At 33.2% G+C, this 18,490-nt stretch carries 21 protein-coding genes and 1 riboswitch; of the genes, 3 read left to right on the top strand and 18 right to left on the bottom strand.

All coding sequences use genetic code 11. From position 1 onward, the window contains the following. Window positions 1-25 precede the first annotated feature (25 nt). A complete protein-coding gene (guaB, locus tag ER639_RS04670; RefSeq protein ID WP_129064602.1) occupies window positions 26-1,495 on the bottom strand; it encodes an IMP dehydrogenase in 1,470 nt (489 codons plus the stop codon). Window positions 1,496-1,693: 198 nt separating this feature from the next. Further along, window positions 1,694-1,795, bottom strand: a riboswitch (purine riboswitch). A 260-nt stretch (window positions 1,796-2,055) separates the two neighbouring features. Here guaB and ER639_RS04665 point away from each other — a divergent pair. Together ER639_RS04665 and ER639_RS04660 are read left to right on the top strand one after the other, a co-directional pair. Beyond that, window positions 2,056-3,006, top strand: a complete 951-nt coding sequence (locus ER639_RS04665; RefSeq protein ID WP_129064601.1) for a DUF2382 domain-containing protein — start codon at window positions 2,056-2,058, stop codon at window positions 3,004-3,006. Between the two features lie 76 nt (window positions 3,007-3,082). Next, window positions 3,083-3,685 (top strand): GNAT family N-acetyltransferase, encoded by a 603-nt coding sequence (locus ER639_RS04660; RefSeq protein WP_129064600.1) that lies wholly within the window; start codon window positions 3,083-3,085, stop codon window positions 3,683-3,685. Here the strand turns inward: ER639_RS04660 and ER639_RS04655 are convergent. From ER639_RS04655 to rpmH, 17 genes are all read right to left on the bottom strand, one after another. Continuing rightward, entirely contained in the window at window positions 3,668-4,219 is a 552-nt protein-coding gene (locus tag ER639_RS04655) for a YfbU family protein (RefSeq protein WP_129064599.1), read from the bottom strand. The genes ER639_RS04660 and ER639_RS04655 overlap by 18 nt on opposite strands. 354 nt (window positions 4,220-4,573) lie before the next feature. Beyond that, a complete protein-coding gene (gene rpsR, locus ER639_RS04650) occupies window positions 4,574-4,816 on the bottom strand; it encodes a 30S ribosomal protein S18 (protein WP_041636240.1) in 243 nt (80 codons plus the stop codon). A 30-nt stretch (window positions 4,817-4,846) separates the two neighbouring features. Then, window positions 4,847-5,377 carry a single-stranded DNA-binding protein gene (ssb, locus tag ER639_RS04645; protein ID WP_129064598.1) on the bottom strand — a complete coding sequence of 177 codons (531 nt, stop codon included), beginning with the start codon at window positions 5,375-5,377 and terminating at the stop codon, window positions 4,847-4,849. A 24-nt stretch (window positions 5,378-5,401) separates the two neighbouring features. After that, window positions 5,402-5,692 carry a 30S ribosomal protein S6 gene (rpsF, locus tag ER639_RS04640; protein WP_129064746.1) on the bottom strand — a complete coding sequence of 97 codons (291 nt, stop codon included), beginning with the start codon at window positions 5,690-5,692 and terminating at the stop codon, window positions 5,402-5,404. A gap of 114 nt (window positions 5,693-5,806) precedes the next feature. Next, window positions 5,807-6,130, bottom strand: a complete 324-nt coding sequence (locus ER639_RS04635) for a hypothetical protein (protein ID WP_129064597.1) — start codon at window positions 6,128-6,130, stop codon at window positions 5,807-5,809. 8 nt (window positions 6,131-6,138) lie between these two features. Then, window positions 6,139-7,239, bottom strand: coding sequence for a redox-regulated ATPase YchF (gene ychF / locus ER639_RS04630; protein ID WP_129064596.1), 1,101 nt, complete (start codon window positions 7,237-7,239; stop codon window positions 6,139-6,141). 93 nt (window positions 7,240-7,332) lie between these two features. Further along, window positions 7,333-7,515, bottom strand: coding sequence for a DUF951 domain-containing protein (locus ER639_RS04625; protein ID WP_129064595.1), 183 nt, complete (start codon window positions 7,513-7,515; stop codon window positions 7,333-7,335). Further along, the gene (locus ER639_RS04620; RefSeq protein ID WP_129064594.1) at window positions 7,508-8,389 is read right to left on the bottom strand and encodes a mechanosensitive ion channel family protein; all 882 of its coding nucleotides are present in this window, start codon (window positions 8,387-8,389) and stop codon (window positions 7,508-7,510) included. Before ER639_RS04620 ends, ER639_RS04625 begins: the two co-directional genes overlap by 8 nt. Before the next feature lie 9 nt (window positions 8,390-8,398). Further along, the gene (locus tag ER639_RS04615; RefSeq protein WP_129064593.1) at window positions 8,399-9,256 is read right to left on the bottom strand and encodes a ParB/RepB/Spo0J family partition protein; all 858 of its coding nucleotides are present in this window, start codon (window positions 9,254-9,256) and stop codon (window positions 8,399-8,401) included. Then, the gene (locus ER639_RS04610) at window positions 9,249-10,007 is read right to left on the bottom strand and encodes a ParA family protein (RefSeq protein ID WP_129064592.1); all 759 of its coding nucleotides are present in this window, start codon (window positions 10,005-10,007) and stop codon (window positions 9,249-9,251) included. Before ER639_RS04610 ends, ER639_RS04615 begins: the two co-directional genes overlap by 8 nt. Before the next feature lie 128 nt (window positions 10,008-10,135). After that, the gene (noc, locus tag ER639_RS04605; RefSeq protein ID WP_129064591.1) at window positions 10,136-10,969 is read right to left on the bottom strand and encodes a nucleoid occlusion protein; all 834 of its coding nucleotides are present in this window, start codon (window positions 10,967-10,969) and stop codon (window positions 10,136-10,138) included. A 29-nt stretch (window positions 10,970-10,998) separates the two neighbouring features. Next, a complete protein-coding gene (gene rsmG / locus ER639_RS04600; protein WP_129064590.1) occupies window positions 10,999-11,715 on the bottom strand; it encodes a 16S rRNA (guanine(527)-N(7))-methyltransferase RsmG in 717 nt (238 codons plus the stop codon). Beyond that, complete coding sequence (mnmG, locus tag ER639_RS04595) at window positions 11,716-13,590, bottom strand: tRNA uridine-5-carboxymethylaminomethyl(34) synthesis enzyme MnmG (RefSeq protein WP_129064589.1); 1,875 nt, start codon at window positions 13,588-13,590, stop codon at window positions 11,716-11,718. A gap of 15 nt (window positions 13,591-13,605) precedes the next feature. Continuing rightward, a complete protein-coding gene (gene mnmE, locus ER639_RS04590) occupies window positions 13,606-14,985 on the bottom strand; it encodes a tRNA uridine-5-carboxymethylaminomethyl(34) synthesis GTPase MnmE (protein WP_129064588.1) in 1,380 nt (459 codons plus the stop codon). 102 nt (window positions 14,986-15,087) lie between these two features. Then, window positions 15,088-15,933: an RNA-binding cell elongation regulator Jag/EloR gene (gene jag, locus ER639_RS04585; protein ID WP_129064587.1), complete on the bottom strand. Its 846-nt coding sequence runs from the start codon at window positions 15,931-15,933 to the stop codon at window positions 15,088-15,090. A gap of 15 nt (window positions 15,934-15,948) precedes the next feature. Next, on the bottom strand, window positions 15,949-16,296 hold the full coding sequence (rnpA, locus tag ER639_RS04580; RefSeq protein ID WP_129064586.1) for a ribonuclease P protein component: 348 nt from the start codon (window positions 16,294-16,296) through the stop codon (window positions 15,949-15,951). Window positions 16,297-16,399: 103 nt separating this feature from the next. Next, window positions 16,400-16,537, bottom strand: coding sequence for a 50S ribosomal protein L34 (rpmH, locus tag ER639_RS04575; RefSeq protein ID WP_129064585.1), 138 nt, complete (start codon window positions 16,535-16,537; stop codon window positions 16,400-16,402). Window positions 16,538-17,007: 470 nt separating this feature from the next. Here rpmH and dnaA point away from each other — a divergent pair, with 470 nt between their 5' ends. After that, window positions 17,008-18,339, top strand: a complete 1,332-nt coding sequence (gene dnaA, locus ER639_RS04570) for a chromosomal replication initiator protein DnaA (RefSeq protein WP_129064584.1) — start codon at window positions 17,008-17,010, stop codon at window positions 18,337-18,339. Window positions 18,340-18,490 lie beyond the last annotated feature (151 nt).

The following is an 18,490-nucleotide window of genomic DNA, read 5'->3' as shown; positions in this document are numbered from 1 at the left end:
TCTCCTTTTATGTAGAAAAATTTTATTAAATAGAGTAGTTCGGTGCTTCTTTAGTGATTTGAACATCATGTGGGTGAGATTCTTTTAATCCTGCACCTGTCATTTTAATGAACATTGCTTCTTCACGTAATGCTTCTAAATCTTTAGAACCTGTATAACCCATACCACTTCTAATACCACCAACTAATTGGTAAATTGTATCTTGTAATGGTCCTTTGTATGCAATACGACCTTCAATACCTTCTGGTACGAATTTCTTAGCATCTTTATCTTCTTGGAAGTAACGGTCTTTAGATCCTTTTTCCATCGCCCCAAGTGATCCCATACCACGGTATACTTTGTATTGACGGCCTTGGAAGATTTCTGTTTCTCCTGGTGATTCAGCAGTACCACCTAATAATGAACCTAACATTACAGCATGTCCACCTGCCGCTAATGCTTTAACGATATCTCCTGAATATTTAATACCACCATCTGCGATAATTGTTTTACCATGTTTTTTCGCTTCTGTAGCTGCATCATAAACCGCAGTAATTTGAGGTACACCAACACCTGCTACAACACGTGTAGTACAAATTGAACCTGGTCCAATACCTACCTTAACAACATCTGCACCCGCTTCGATTAATGCACGTGTACCTTCAGCAGTAGCAACGTTACCAGCGATAATTGTAATTTCAGGGAAGTTTTCTTTTAATGATTTCACCATTTCTAAAACACCTTTAGAATGACCATGTGCAGTATCAATAACCAATGCATCTACACCTGATTCTACTAAGTGTGATGCACGTGTGATTGTATCTTTTGCAATACCAACTGCTGCAGCTACTAATAAACGACCATGTTCATCTTTTGCTGCATTTGGGAATTCGATTACTTTTTCAATATCTTTAATCGTAATTAAACCTTTTAACATACCTGATTCATCTACAATAGGTAATTTCTCGATTTTATGTTTTTGTAAAATCTTTTCCGCTTGGACTAAATCTGTACCTACTGGTGCAGTCACTAAATCTTCACTTGTCATTACGTCTGAGATTTTAATTGAATAATCTTCAATGAAACGTAAATCACGGTTTGTTAAGATACCAACAAGTTTCATTTCTTCAGCATTGTTTACAATTGGTACACCTGAAATTCTGTATTTACCCATTAAATGTTCTGCCGCAAATACTTGCTCATCTGGTGTTAAGAAAAATGGGTTTGTGATGACGCCATTTTCAGAACGTTTAACCTTCAATACTTCTTCAGCTTGTTCTTCAATGCTCATATTTTTATGAATAACACCTAATCCACCTTGACGTGCCATCGCAATCGCCATTTTTGATTCAGTTACTGTATCCATACCAGCTGATAAAATTGGAATGTTTAAATTTAAACGTTCTGATAAAGAAACTTTTAAATCTACTGTATTTGGTAATACTTCTGAATGCGCTGGAACCAATAATACATCATCAAATGTTAATCCTTCTTTTTGAAACTTGTTTTCCCACATAAAATTAAGACCTCCATCATTTTTATTGCTTTAAATTAATACCTCTATTATTTCATATTTTCTTCGATTTGTTTATTGTTTAATGCGTTAAAAAATAAATTCAAGAAAGAATGAAATAGATAATATTAATAATAAGGTACAAAAAAACTCATCTTAAATAAAATTTAAGATGAGTAATAAGCGTACGCAAATTAGAAACATACAACTATTATTACTCATAGTCACGTCATTTACGGTAACGTGGTAGAAACGCTAAAGCCATATCCTTTAATTTATATGAGTAGAGTCATTTATTAATATTTCTAGATAATATCAAAATAAATTCGATTAATCAATACAAATTGTTCAGAAAAGCCTTTATACCAGTACTTTCACAACATTCTGAATTGTTTGTTTAAACGTGATTTTATACAAATATACGGTCGTTTTTATAGTGCGAATGTTTAGAATTAATTACCCTGGGTAAACCAATATTGTATCACAAATCACACAAAGTGATTCATAGTCATCATGAAACGTCCACAATGTAAAACAAAAAAACTACAAAGAGGATGATAAAAATGAGAAACTTTGAAACATTTACAAACGAACAAGGTTTATTAGGAAAAATCGAACAATTAAGAAGTAACGGTGTATCAGAACGCCATATGAAAGTTATTTCTAAGAACAGATTAGAAGGTTCAGCACTTCATTATACTGATGTTGAATATAAAAATGCAGAAGGCTCTTTCGGAGATAAAGTTGCTGCATTCTTTACAGGAGAAGATCCTGAAGATCGCGTATTTGATAACTTAAACTTAAATGCAAATGAGCGTAGCGAATACAAAAATGCAATTGACCGTGGTGATATTGTATTACTTGTAGATGATGAATCTGAATACAATAATAGTGCTAATTATTCTAGTGCACATCCTCAAGATTCACAACGAGGCAATGAGTACTATGACGGTCACAACAAAGGTACCGTAGCAGGAAATGTACATACACATACGAATGGAGAGGATAATATGAATAACAAATTTGATAGAGTAGATAACAATTTACATAACGATAACTTAAAACATCATGAATTAGATGAGGATATTAGAAACCGTACTGATTTATCAGATGAAGAAAAAATCAAATTACACGAAGAGCGCTTATTAGTAAATAAAGATCGCGTACAAACAGGCGAAGTAAAAGTTGAAAAAGACGTTGTAACTGAACGTCAAGAATTCGATGTACCTGTAGAACGTGAAGAAGTAACAATCGAACGACGACCAGTTAATGAAAGAACAACTGGAGACTTCGACGCTTTAGATAATGATGAAGTTGTAAAAGTTCCAGTACATGAAGAACGTTTAAATGTTCAAAAAGAAAATGTAGTCAATGAAGAAATCGTTATTAAGAAAAATAAAGTAACAGACGTTGAACATGTTTCAGAAGATGTACGTCGTGAAGAAGTAGATATTGATGAAACAAACCGTGGTCATTTAAACGACCGTGATTTAGATAACCATAATCGCTTATAATAATAGAAATGATACAAGCATGGGCATTAGCCCATGCTTTTTTGTGTATAATAAAAGAAAACAGGAGGTGTAAAAAATGAACTTTATTGCTATTGGTTCTAATGATGCTTACTTTCAAGAAGCGATGTCTCTTTATGATGCAACATTTCCAATTGAAATAAAAGAACCTGTTCAAGTCTTTTTAGATTCATTTAAAACACAAGAACAAGATCCAGATTTCTTTCATTTCCATGTACTCACAGACAACAACCAACTTGTCGGTTTCTCTTCATTTCATTACTTAAAATCTGAGAATATCGCTTATATCGTTTACATTGTTATCAATGAAAAATACAAAGGACAAGGTCTTGGTTCAATGTTTATGAAACATATCTTTGAAACCATTGAAAACCTTGCAATGAAGTACCATCACAATAAACCTTCATTCATGCTTGAATGTGAGAAGGATGAAGCAGGAAATAGCCCTTTAGAAACATTTTACCGACGCTTTGATTTTGAAAAATCAGCTATTTGCTATCATCAACCCGATTTACATCACAAAAACCAACATGTTCCTATGAATTTATTTATTAAAAATCATCCGTCAAAAGAGGCGATTAGCACAATGTATACCGCTAAATACCACCAATGTAATCGTGTTGATTTAAATACATTAGCACAATTAATTGCACAATTTTAATGGCACTACATAATCAGTGCTTAAAAGTTGAAGCAATTGATCATACGTTAATAGCCCTTCACTACGCATCATTTGGTACTTACGTAACATATTTCGATACGTCTTTAACATAGGTTTACGTGTACCAAAATCATCAAATGCGCTTGTATCGAGTGCATTTGATACTTCTTTTACATCTCTAATTAAAAACTTCGCATAAGCTTGATAGCGCCATTCTTTATCATCAATTAAATAAAAACCTACAAATAAACTGAGTGAATACGATTTTAAAATGGATTGTTCATCAGGTGTTAATTGGTTAATAGATGTATTTATGTTTGTATACATATTCAGAATATCATTAACAAATAGTGTTACATCACTTGTTACACATGCTTCAGGCGGTGATAACTCCTCATACAAGGTCTTGTAATAAGGTGTAATTCCATCTCGAATAATCGATAAGTGAGATTCATGTAATTCCTTTTGATCAGAATCAATACGTGCTAATAATTGCGTAACTTTATACAATAATAACCGGAAATTCTGTTCCATCTCGCAAACTCCTTTTATTTAATTTTAATTTAAAAAATAATAATTCGCTGCCCTCCTAAAAGATAATTACGTAATAAATTAAATATTACACACATAGTATAAATCGACACTTTTACGTTGTAAACAAATGTATATATGAATATTTAATGGTTTTATGTAAAAAATGAACAATTATGATACAAATTTTGTACCAATCTTGAACAATTTTAATTTAGCCATAAAAAGCATTATAGCGTTAATAGAAACCAATTCTTTAAATATATTAATATGCGTGAAAAAATAAGTTTTTTAAGAATAAAAAAACAATAAAAAAACACGCAAACAATGTTTGCGTGTTGAATATATCAATTATGATTAAGCCTCATCTTTAACATATGGTAATAAAGCCATATGACGTGCACGTTTGATAGCTACAGTTAACATACGTTGGTATTTAGCTGAAGTTCCTGTTACACGACGTGGTAAAATTTTACCGCGTTCTGAGATGAATTTTTTAAGCATATCTACTTCTTTATAGTCGATGTGTGTAATTCCGTTTGCTGTGAAATAACAAACTTTTTTACGACGACGACCGCCTCTTCTTGGTCCACCTGCCATGATTGTTGCCTCCCTTACATTTTTACTTTATTAGAACGGTAAATCATCATCACTAATATCAATAGGACCCGTTGCATTTGCAAATGGATTCGCATTTGATGGTTGACTTGATGATGCATTTGATTGTTGATTTTGGTTTTGCTGATAGTTATTTTGACCTTGAGCAGCTCCGTAGTTACCAGTGTCATAGCTTGAATAATCATCATATGAATTATCCGAACTTTGTCTGTTTTGATTAGCGCCTTTAGGCTCTAAAAATTGAACAGAATCACATACAACTTCTGTAACATAAACGCGACGCCCTTCTTGGTTATCATAACTGCGCGATTGTAATCTACCATCGACCCCAGCTAAGCTACCTTTACTTAAGAAATTATTAACATTTTCAGCTTGCTTACGGAAAACGACACAGTTGATAAAATCAGCTTGTCTTTCACCTTGTGCATTCGTAAATGTACGATTGATAGCTAAAGTAAATGTTGCCACTGAAATACCTGAGGGTGTTACTCTGTATTCTGGATCTTTAGTTAAACGACCTACTAATACAACTCTATTCAACATAGAACATCGCCCCCAAATCTAGGATTATTTTTCTTCTTCGCGTACAACGATATGACGGATAATGTCATCGTTGATTTTTGCTAAACGATCGAATTCGTTAGTAGCAGCGTCAGTTGATTTAACTTTAACGATTTGGTAGAAACCTTCTTTGAAATCGTTAATTTCATAAGCTAAACGACGTTTACCCCACTCTTTTGATTCGATGATTTCCGCACCGTTAGAAGTTAAGATTTCGTTGAAACGCTCAACTAAAGCTTTCTTCGCATCTTCTTCAATGTTCGGACGTACGACATACATAATTTCGTAATTTCTCATCATTTACACCTCCTTATGGACTATGCGGCTTTATTATGAAATAAAGCAAGGAATAATTTTCATTACTCACAATTGAGAATTATAGCATAGTTTAATCTTACACGCAATGCATAATTAGTGATGTACTTCATCAAGTGGATACATCACCATATCTTTAACATAAAATAATTGAATATCATCTTTTTTTGATAAATACAGATATTCTTCATAATCAGTATCTTCAGGGAATATTTCATCTGTACTCACAATATCTAAATAACGCATGGCATTACTAGGATATTGAATTTTATTATAGATGGATTCATCAAGTGACACATGCGTATTGAATGGTACTACTTGTGCCAAATAGTAATAAGAAACATGATAAATAGGATTATCTATTTCTTCAGACTTCACGGCTACTTTAATACAATAAATGATTCTTTTTAAAGGTTCCATAAATCCTCCTAAACGTTGAATCTGAAATGTACTACGTCTCCATCTTTCATGATATATTCCTTACCCTCTAATCGGACTTTACCCGCTTCCTTAGCAGCACTCATACCACCATGTTCCATCAAATCATCGAAACTCACTGTTTCTGCACGAATGAAACCACGTTCAAAGTCTGTATGAATAATACCCGCACACTGTGGTGCAGTCATCCCTTGTTTAAATGTCCAAGCACGTACTTCTTGTACACCCGCTGTAAAGTATGTTGCTAAACCAAGTAAATGATATGAAGCTTTAATTAATTTATCTAAACCAGCTTCTTCAATACCTAAATCTTCTAGGTATTCTTGTTTATCTTCATCATCTAATGCAGCTAATTCTTCTTCGATTTTAGCGCTGATTACAATGACTTCAGAGCCTTCTGCTTCAGCATATGCTTGAATTGCTTTTAAATGTTCGTTCTCTTCTCCACTTACTAAATCATCTTCTGAAACGTTTGCTACATAAAGCATTGGTTTCGCAGTTAATAAATGCATGTTCTTTACTAGCTTTGCTTGCTCAGGTGTGAACTCGATACTACGAACTGGCTTTTCTTGTTCTAAAGTTTCTTTAACAATACTTAAAATTGCTTCTTCAGCCATTGCATCTTTATCTTTTTGTTTCGCCATTTTTTGTACACGTGCATAACGTTTTTCAACAGATTCTAAATCCGCTAAAACAAGTTCCATATTGATGACTTCAATATCATCTACAGGATTTACCGTACCAGAAACGTGTGTGATATTTTCATCTTCAAAGGCACGTACAACTTGGCAAATTGCATCTACTTCACGAATATGTGATAAAAATTTATTTCCTAAACCTTCACCCTTTGATGCACCTTTAACGATTCCTGCGATATCTGTAAACTCAAAAGCAGTCGGTACTGTTTTCTTTGGTTCTACAAGTTCTGTTAATTTATCTAAACGATGATCAGGTACTTCTACAATCCCTACATTCGGATCAATTGTAGCGAAAGGATAGTTTGCAGCCAATGCACCTGCTTTAGTAATTGCGTTAAATAATGTTGATTTACCTACGTTTGGTAAACCTACGATTCCAGCTGTTAATGCCATGTTTTTATCTCCTTATATGTATCCATATTATTTTTATTTTCGTATACTTGTTTATTTAATTTTTCATTGATTATCTTTATGAGAATACAACGACTATTTTTGAATCACTTTTTTTAATTTTTTGTTAAAATCCTGTCTTGGGATCATTACACTGCGGCCACAACCTTCACATTTAATGCGGATATCTGCCCCAAGTCTAATGACTTTAAATTGCTTTTCACCACAAGCGTGTGGTTTTTTCATTTCAACAATGCTATTTAATTCATACTCATTCATGTTTTACACCTCGATCAGGCTGATTGTACATTATCATCTTTGGCATTGGTACTTTAATACCCGATTTATCTAAGAAATCCTTTAAATCTCCTCGAAGTACTCTAGAAATTCTTACATGATTGTTTGGCAATGTTTCTGCAGAAATCTTAATAACCGCTTCTCCAGCTTTTACCATATCCACTCCTAAAATTTCAGGTGGCTTAATAACATCTTCATATTTCTCGGGCAATGTTTCAAGATATGGCTTTAAAATGCTTTCTACTTTCTCAATATTCTCATCGCTTGAAATTGAAATATCAAATACCGCAACAGAATTATTAACTGAGAAGTTGACAATCTCATTCATTGTACCATTTGGTAAAATCGTTAATTCTCCTGTAAATGAGCGAATACGCGTAGATCTTAAACCGATTGATTGTACGGTACCTTCTGCTACTGTTGTCCCTGTTGTATTAATTCTTACATAATCTCCAACATCAAATTGATTTTCAAATATAATGAAGAATCCTGTAATAATATCCTTAACAAGTGTTTGGGCACCAAAACCAATTGCGATACCCGCAACTCCCGCACCGGCAATAATACTTTCAACTTTCACACCAAAATTAGATAAGATGGTTGTAATTACAATAAACCAAACAACATAAGATGATATGTTTTGTAACAACTTAATAAGCGTTGTATCTCGTTTGTCCGAACTTGATAAATTGGTCTTTTTTCGTACAGAGAAGAACTTCTCAATAAACTTATGTATTAATTTAATAATTAAAATCGCAAATACGATAAGAATCAATGACCAAATGAATTGTTCAAATAAATTTGCCCACATTTCTGAGTCCATTAAGGTATTTTTCATGTTATTAAATATTGCCATGTAATCACCCTAGTTTCCTAGATGCTCAAGTAATGAAATTAAACGATTAAATTCTTCTTCAGAAGTGAATTCTATAGCAATCTTACCTTTTTTACGGGACTTAGAAATTTCTACTTTAGTACCTAAACGTTCTTTTAAATTTTGTTCATGTTTCACGAGAAACTTTGGTTTTTGTTTCTCTTTCTTTTCTTTTTGAGGTTTACCTTCAGCATTCACTTCTTTAATATATGCTTCTAACTGACGTACGCTCATTGATTCTTTAATCACTTTTTGTGCAACAGTCATCATTAATGTTGCGTCTTTTAAACCTAATAATGTACGTCCATGTCCACCTGAAATTTTCTTTTCATCAATCAATTTCTTTATATCTGCTGGTAAATTTAATAGTCTCAACATATTGGCTACATACGGTCTAGATTTTCCTAAACGGTCTGCTGTTTCAGCTTGTGTTAATTTTAATTGATCAATTAAAAATTGATAACTCTTTGCTTCTTCAAGTGGATTTAAATCTTCACGCTGTAAGTTCTCAATAATCGCAAGCTCCATCATTTGTTGGTCTGTTAGTTCTTTAACGATTGCTGGAATCTTCGTTTTACCTGCTAATTTAGAAGCTCTAAAACGTCTTTCACCAACAACAATGTCATAGCCTTTAACTGTTTTACGCACCACAATCGGTTGTAATACGCCATGTATTTTAATAGACTCACTTAATTCATTTAAAGCATGTTCATCAAATTCATGTCTTGGTTGATATGGATTTGGACGCAATGATGTTAATGCGATTTCTTCGATGATTTCATCTTCTCGATTATCTTGGAATAAGGCGTCTAATCCACGTCCTAATCCTTTTCCTAATCCTCTAGCCATTTGCAACCTCCTCAGCTAATTGTTGATACGTTTTTGCACCAGTTGATTTAGCATCGTAAACATTGATTGGTTGTCCATGTGAAGGTGCTTCTGAAAGACGCACATTTCTAGGAATAATCGTATTGTATACTTTGTCACCAAAATGATCCTTTACTTCTTGAATGACATCATTACCTAAGTTTGTACGTGCATCAAACATCGTTAATAATACACCTTCAATTTCTAACTTTTGATTTAAATGACGTTGTACAAGTTTGATGGTATTTAATAACTGACTTAATCCTTCTAATGCATAATATTCACATTGTACTGGAATAATAATACCGTTTGCTGCAGTGAATGAGTTGATTGTTAATAAACCTAAAGAAGGTGGACAATCAATAATAATATAGTCAAATGTTTCATTTAACTCTTTAAATGCATACTTTAATCGTACTTCTCTACTCATCGCTGAGACAAGTTCAATTTCAGCACCTGCTAATGCAATGTTCGCTGGAATAATAAATAAGTTTTCTTGTTCTGTTGGCAATACACATTCATTAATATCAACATCTTCAACTAGCATATCGTAAACTGAATATTTAACATTGTTCTTATCTACACCGACACCACTTGTTGCATTTCCTTGTGGATCTGTATCAACAAGTAGTACTTTTTTACCAAGTTCACTCAGTGCAGCACTTAAATTTACAGACGTTGTCGTCTTACCAACGCCGCCTTTTTGATTAGCAATCGCTAAAACTTTTGTCATACATACCTCTCCTAAGTTCATCATATAGTATCGATTATAACAATTTTAATGAGTCTTTCACAACAATGTATCATTTAATCAGGCCCATAAAAAAAGTAGACCATAAGGCCTACTTTTTTTATATTGGATTATTTCTTAAACACTTTAATTGAGATTTCATAAAAATTCTCATACTCTGTATCTTTACGTTTCACTTTAACACCGCTTTTTTCTACTGCTTTCAAACTTTGACCAATTGTGTTGAAGGCAAGTTTTAAATCACGGGTAAAGCCAATGCGTTTCGGTTTTACATCTTCCCCACCAATTAATCGTTTCACGCGCTCTTCAGTTTGTTTAACGTTTAATTGTTGCGATTTAATAATTCCTAGCATTTCAATTTGTTTTGCTTCATCCAAAGCCAATAAACTTCTTGCATGTCTTTCAGTAATTTGCATTTTACTTAATGCATCGAGTACAGGTTGTGACAAGCGTAATAGGCGTAGTTTATTTGCGATAAATGATTGACTCTTACCTAAACTTGTTGCCAAGTCTTGTTGAGTGATACCATCAAGATCTAATAACTTTTTGTATGCTTCAGCTTCTTCTACGGCTGATAAATTTTCACGTTGAATGTTCTCGATTAATGCAATTGCAGCTGTTTCTTTATCATTCATTTGTTTTACGATGACTTCTGTATCAACAGTACCATTGTATTTTAATGCACGAAAACGACGTTCGCCAGCAATAATTTCATACATTTCCTCTTCAATTGGGCGTACTACAATCGGTTGTAGCAATCCGTATGAACGAATCGATTCTGCAAGCTCTTTAATTTTTTCTTCATCAAAGATTTGTCTTGGTTGATAACGGTTCGGTACAATTTTTTCAATTGGTACACTGATTACGTTACCATTTTTTCGTTGTACTTCTACATCTTCATCCTTATCTTTTAAACCAAATAGTTTAGAAAAAGGTTTTTTCATACAAAACACTCACTTTCAATACAATACAATTATTTTAACAATGGTTCTTTGTTAGGTGTGCCTGGTTTTCTAGGATATTTTTTAGGTGTTTGTTTCACTTTTTCAATATCTAAAATGTAACGTACACTTTCCTCTTCTGGCAATGTTAATTGGTGTGTGTCTTTTAACTTTCCACCTAAAATTGAAATCGCAAATAAACCTTCTTCCACTTCAATCTCACCTTGTGCACCTTTTAATGAAATAAAATGTCCACCTTTTTTAACAAGTGGTAAACATAATTCACTTAAAACTGACAATCTTGCAACTGCACGGGCAGTTACGATATCGAATGATTCTCTAAATTCATTTTTACCAAATGTTTCAGCACGATCATGAACAAATCGACATCCAGTCAATTCTAATTCTGCACTTAAATGATTTAAAAAGTTGATACGTTTATTAAGAGAGTCAACAATCGTTAACTCTAAATGTGGATACAATATTTTTAAAGGAATACTCGGAAACCCTGCGCCAGCACCAACATCACAAATTGATTTTACTTGATTAAAATCAATATAAAAACTTGGTGTTACAGAATCAAAGAAATGTTTTAAATACACTTCATCTTTTTCTGTTACAGCTGTTAAATTGATTTTCTCATTCCACTCTACTAAAAGTTCATAGTATTTGGCAAATTGTTTTTTTTGTGTGTCTGTTAACTCATACCCTTTTTCTTGTAAATGTGATACAAAACTTTGCTCATTCATTTAGTTCACCTTTTTGATTTTCCCTTGTTCAATGTAAACAAGTAAGATTGAAATATCCGCTGGGTTAACCCCTGAAATTCTTGACGCTTGTGCAATACTTAAAGGTTTTACCTCTTTTAATTTTTCACGCGCTTCTGTTGCTAAACTATGGATATCATCATAATCAATGTTTTCTGGGATTTTTTTATTTTCCATACGTTTTACTTTTTCAACTTGTTGTAATGATTTTTGAATATAACCTTCATATTTTGTTTGAATTTCTACTTGCTCTTGCACATCTTCAGAAACAAATGGTTGTTCATCCAATAATGATGCTACAGAAGCATAATCCATCTCAGGACGACGCAATAAATCAATGGCTAAAATACCATCTTTCAATGCTGTCCCACCACGTTCAGCAATTAAACTTTGTGTTTTTTCATTTGGTTTAATACGTGTATTTGAGAAACGTTTTATTTCCTCGGCAATATTTTCTTTTTTCGTTAAGAATTTTTGATAACGTGCATCGCTAATAAGTCCAATTTCTTTACCGATTTCAGTTAATCGTAAATCCGCATTATCGTGACGTAATAATAAACGATGTTCTGCACGACTTGTTAATAAACGATATGGCTCATTTGTCCCTTTCGTCACTAAATCATCGATTAATACACCAATATATGCTTCGTGTCTACCTAATATCAACTCTTCATGACCTAATACTTTAGCTGCTGCGTTAATTCCCGCCATCAATCCTTGGCCAGCCGCTTCTTCATAACCACTTGTACCGTTTATTTGGCCAGCAGTATATAAACCTTGAATTTTCTTAGTTTCTAAAGTTGGCCAAAGTTGTGTTGGTACAATAGCATCGTATTCAATGGCATAACCTGCACGCATCATATCCGCTTTCTCTAAACCAGGGATAGATTGTAACATTTGACGTTGTACATGCTCAGGAAGACTCGTAGATAAACCTTGTACATAAACTTCTGATGTATTGCGTCCTTCTGGTTCTAAGAAAATTTGATGACGTGGTTTATCATTAAATCTTACAAATTTATCTTCAATCGATGGACAATATCTTGGACCAGTACCTTTAATCATACCTGAATACATTGCAGATAAATGTAAATTATCATCAATGATTTGATGCGTCTTATCGTTCGTATAAGTTAACCAACATGGCAATTGATCTAATATAAATTCTGTTGTTTCATAACTGAATGCACGTGGCACTTCATCACCAGGTTGAATTTCAGTTTTAGAATAATCAATAGAATCTCCATTAACACGAGGTGGTGTTCCCGTTTTAAAACGAACAATATCAAAACCTAATTCACGTAAATGATCCGCTAATTTAATAGATGGCATTTGATGGTTTGGACCAGATGAGTATTTAATTTTACCTAAAATAATTTCTCCACGTAAAAATGTTCCTGTTGTAAGGACAACTGCATCTGCTAAATACGTTGTACCGATAACCGTTTCAACACCGACAACTTTGTCATCTTCAATAATTAATCGTTCAACCATACCTTGCATAATATCAAGATTAGGTTCTTTTTCAATAACACGTTTCATTTCTTCTTGATACAATACTTTATCTGCTTGTGCACGTAATGCACGAACAGCAGGACCTTTACCTGTATTAAGCATACGCATTTGAATATGCGTTTTGTCGATTGTTTTGGCCATTTGGCCACCTAATGCATCAATTTCTCTTACTACGATTCCTTTAGCTGGTCCACCGACAGATGGATTACAAGGCATAAAGGCAACTGAATCTAAACTGATGGTTAACATTAACGTCTTGGCACCTTTTCTTGCACTTGCAAGGCCAGCTTCTACACCAGCATGACCAGCACCAACAACGATGACATCATATTTTTGTTCCAAGTGATTTCCTCCTAATTATTTACCTAAGCAGAATTGACTAAACAACTGATCGATTAAGCTATCAGAAACTTCTTCACCAATGACTTCACCTAGCAATTCCCATGTTTTTATTAAATCTATTTGTACCATATCTATAGGTACATCCATCTCAGCAGCACTAATAGCGTCATCAATTGACTTTCTTGCATCTTTTAATAAACTGATATGTCTCGCATTAGAAACATAAGTCATATCTTGATTCATAACTTGGCCACTAAAGAACATTGCGCTAATTTTTTCTTCTAATTGATCAATACCTGATTGAGAAACCATCGATGTTTCAACAATAGGTGCATCCCCCATCATCTGTTTGACCGCTTCAATATCTAATCGTTGTTCTAAATCCGTTTTATTGATTATAACTATCACATCTTCAGATTGAATGATATTAGCTAATTGATAATCTTCTTCTGTTAACGGTTCATTATAATTTAATACATATAAAATTAAATCCGCTTTACTTAATGCTTCTCTACTTCTTTCGACACCGATTTTTTCCACAATATCTTCTGTTTCACGAATACCTGCAGTGTCTACAAGTCTAAGTGGCACACCACGTACATTCACATATTCTTCTAATACATCACGTGTTGTTCCCGCAATTTCTGTCACAATCGCTTTATTGTCTTGAATTAAATTATTTAACATTGATGACTTACCAACATTCGGTTTACCGACAATGACCGTTGACAATCCTTCACGTAATATTTTTCCTTGATGACTTGTTTCAAGAAGTGATTCAATGCTGTGTTTAATTTTTTGTGCTTCTTCTAATAAAAACTTTGTTGTCGCTTCTTCAACATCATCATATTCTGGATAATCAATATTTACTTCTACTTGTGCTAAAATTTCTAAAATTGATTGTCGTAATGATTTAATCAAAACACTCAATCTTCCATCCATTTGACTCATCGCAACTTTACTTGCACGATCTGTTTTTGAACGAATGAAATCCATAATACCTTCAGCTTGGGATAAATCAATTCGACCATTTAAAAATGCACGTTTTGTAAATTCACCTGGTTCAGCCAGTCTTGCACCTTGATTTAAAGTAAGTTCTAATATACGATTGACCGTCATGATTCCCCCATGACAGTTAATTTCAACAACATCTTCTCTTGTATATGTTCTTGGTGCACGCATTATGGCAATCATGACCTCTTCAACCAATTCGTCTGTTTCAGGATCATAAATATGACCATAATTGATAGTATGAGAATCGACTTCTGATAATGCTTTTTTTCCTTTATACAAACCATCTGCAATTTGAATTGCGTCTGGACCAGTTAATCTTACAATTGCAATCGCACCTTCACCCATTGGCGTCGAAATGCTCGTAATTGTATCAAATTCCATATGAATCCCTCCTTAAACGAACTTTGGGTCTGAGACCAATAATCTCAAACCCTAATATATCATAATGTGATTTTTATATAATGATGATTGCTTAAATCATGATTATCTTGCTTTGATAACAAGATAACGATGAGGTTCACGACCTTCTGAGTATGTTTCAATATTTTCGATATTTGCTAAAATTTGATGCATGATTTTACGTTCATACGATGGCATTGGCTCAAATTTAACAGGTTTATTCGTATTAATCGCTTTTTTCGACATGTTCAAAGCTAACGTTTGAAGTGTTTCACGACGTTTTTCACGATAATTTTCGATATCTAGTGTCACAATTGAGTAGCCTTTTTCAAGTTGATTGAAGTAATTTTGTGCGAGTACTTGAAGACTATTTAAAATTTGACCACGTTTACCAATAATGCGAGAGGCATCTTTAGAATTTAAATTAATTAAAATTTCATTAGAAGATTTTTTCTCAACCGTTGATTCAACTTCATAACCCATTGCTTTAATAATCATTTCAACATAGTTTTTAGTTGCTTCAATACTTGTGTTTTCAGTATTTTTATTTTCAGTAACAATCGTCTCTTCTACCGGTGTTTCAATGATATTTTCAATCGGTGCTTCTGGGGCAACAGCTTCAGTCACAAGATTGACTTTTTCATCCGCTTTAACATCATTTGTTTCATTAGATACTGTATGTTCAGTAAATTCCACATCATTCACTTTTGAAGTTCTCGCTTTTAAGCTTGCGATGGATTCATATTTTTTTAACTTTGGATCAATAACAACCAAATTCACTTCTGCCAAAGCTTTACCAAAACCTAAAAATCCTTTTTTACCTGGATTGAGCACTTCAATTTTTACTTCTGACTCGGAAAGATTTAAATCTTTTAATCCCATTTGTACGGCTGTTTCAACAGTTTCTGCTTGATATCTTTGTTCTAACACAAGCTTTCCTCCTAGCTAATTCATTTTTTTATTAAACCCTTTAGCAATTTTTAAAACGTGTGTGAGGCTTTTGTGAATTTCTGCAACAGTCATCTCTGCAGCAGGTTTTCTCGCAATAATAATGAAATCCATCGCAACCATATCTTCTTTGTACACTTTAAATGTTTCACGAATAGCTCTTTTTATGCGGTTTCTCGTAACAGCATTCCCGATTTTTTTAGATACAGATATACCAATTCTAAAGTGGTCCAAGTCTGTACCTTTATAACGGTATACAATAAATTGTCTGTTTGCTACAGATTGTCCTTTTTTATAGACCGCCTGAAAGTCTTCGTTTCTTTTAATTCGGTATGCTTTTTCCAATACGTTCACTCACTTTTTTTTATAATTGCACCTTTTGATTCATTATACTAGAAGTAATGCCTATTTTAAACAAAATAAAAAGACCACTGAATACTCAGTGATCTTAAGCTGATAATACTTTTCTTCCTTTTGCACGACGACGCGCTAATACTTTACGGCCGTTTTTTGTGCTCATACGTGCACGGAAACCGTGAACTTTACTATGTTTACGTTTATTTGGTTGATAAGTACGTTTTACCACTTAAAACACCTCCATTATTTATATTTCATCTATCGATTCTCGTCTAGTGATTTTCAGTAACTACTGAAGTATAACAAAATTACGTATCGAAATCAACATTAAATTCATAACTTAAAAAAGAGACTTATCCCAATTATCCACAGTGATAGTGTTTAATTTTGTGGATAACAAAATACTATTTTTCAATCGTCCATTTGATTTTCACCATTCATCCACAATTTCACACCTCGTTTATAAAATTTAATTGCATAAGTATAACTTTGTGGATAACTCTATAAAACTGTTGATATTCTTATGTTTATTTGTTAAAATTCAAATATATTTATTGTGGAAAACTAGAAAAAAAGTATGTTTATCCACAAAATGTGCATAGCTTGTGGATAAAGTTAGTCACTTCTGTGAATTGTGTTATCCACAGGCCGTTTTTTTGTGTATATTTCAAATTTAAACATATAGAAAGAGGATTTTTTATGAGTGGTTTAGAAGAAATCTGGAGCAAAGTACTAGATAATATCCAACTAAAAGTGTCAAATCCAAGCTTTGAAACCTGGTTTAAAGGGACTAAAGTCAAATCAATCACAAGTCAACTTATTATTATTGAAGCAAGCTCTACATTTTTTGCCAAATGGTTGAGTGATAATTATTTAGATACCATTCAACAAGCAGTAAGTGAAACGATTGGTGAAGTATTAACTGTAAAAGTCGTTTCTGCAGATGAACCTTTAGAAGATATTCCAAAACCTAAAGAAGAGCCTACACCAAAATCAAATGAAATTTTGCCGAACCAACTTAATGTGGATAACACATTCGACACATTTGTCATTGGGAGCGGTAATCGCTTCAGTCACGCAGCAAGCCTAGCAGTAGCTGAGTCACCAGCGAATGCATATAACCCACTATTTATTTATGGTGGTGTTGGATTAGGAAAAACACACTTAATGCATGCCATTGGTCATTATGTTATGGAACATAAAGAAAATGCCAAAGTTGTTTATACATCAAGTGAGAAATTTACAAATGAATTTATTAATTCCATTCGAGACAACAAAACTGAAGCATTCAGATCAAAGTACCGTAATGTGGATGTATTATTAATCGATGATATTCAATTTTTAGCTGGAAAAGAATCTACACAAGAAGAATTTTTCCATACTTTCAATGAACTTCATCAAAATAATAAACAAATTGTCATTTCAAGTGACCGTGCACCTAAAGAAATTCCTACTCTAGAAGATCGTTTACGTTCACGCTTTGAATGGGGATTAATTACGGATGTCACACCACCTGATTTAGAAACGCGTATCGCAATTTTACGTAAGAAATCAGAAGAAGAAAATATTGATATTCCGAATGAAGCAATGCTTTACATTGCAAATCAAATTCATTCAAACATTCGTGAACTTGAAGGCGCATTAACACGTGTTTCTGCATACTCTAAGCTCGTTAAACGTGAATTAACACCTGATTTGGTTGCAGAGGCATTGAAAGATATCATACAAACATCAAAGCCTAAGAAAATCACCATTCAAGATATTCAAACCATCGTAGGCAGTTACTATAATGTAAGATTAGAAGATTTTAGTGCTAAAAAACGTACAAAATCCATTGCATTCCCTAGACAAATCGCAATGTATTTAGCGCGTGAATTAACAGATTTCTCTTTACCGAAAATTGGTGAAGAATTTGGTGGCCGTGATCATACAACAGTCATTCATGCACATGAAAAAATTAAAAAACAAATTGAACAAGACAGTTTACTTAAACAAGAATTAAAAAATCTAGAAAAAGAGATTACAGGATAATGTGTACAATGTGGATAAATAAAACACATTCGTAAACAAGTTATGCACATGTGGATAACTTGATACATCTATGTTTACTCAACTTATCCACCTATTCACAGGCCCTATTACTATTATTACGATTTTAAAAAAGATAATATATATAATATAA

The sequence above is a fragment of the Macrococcus sp. DPC7161 genome (genome assembly GCF_004117835.1).
GTDB lineage: Bacteria > Bacillota > Bacilli > Staphylococcales > Staphylococcaceae > SDSC01.
Note: the sequence above shows the minus strand (reverse complement) of the source record. Positions and strands in the feature narration are given on the sequence as shown.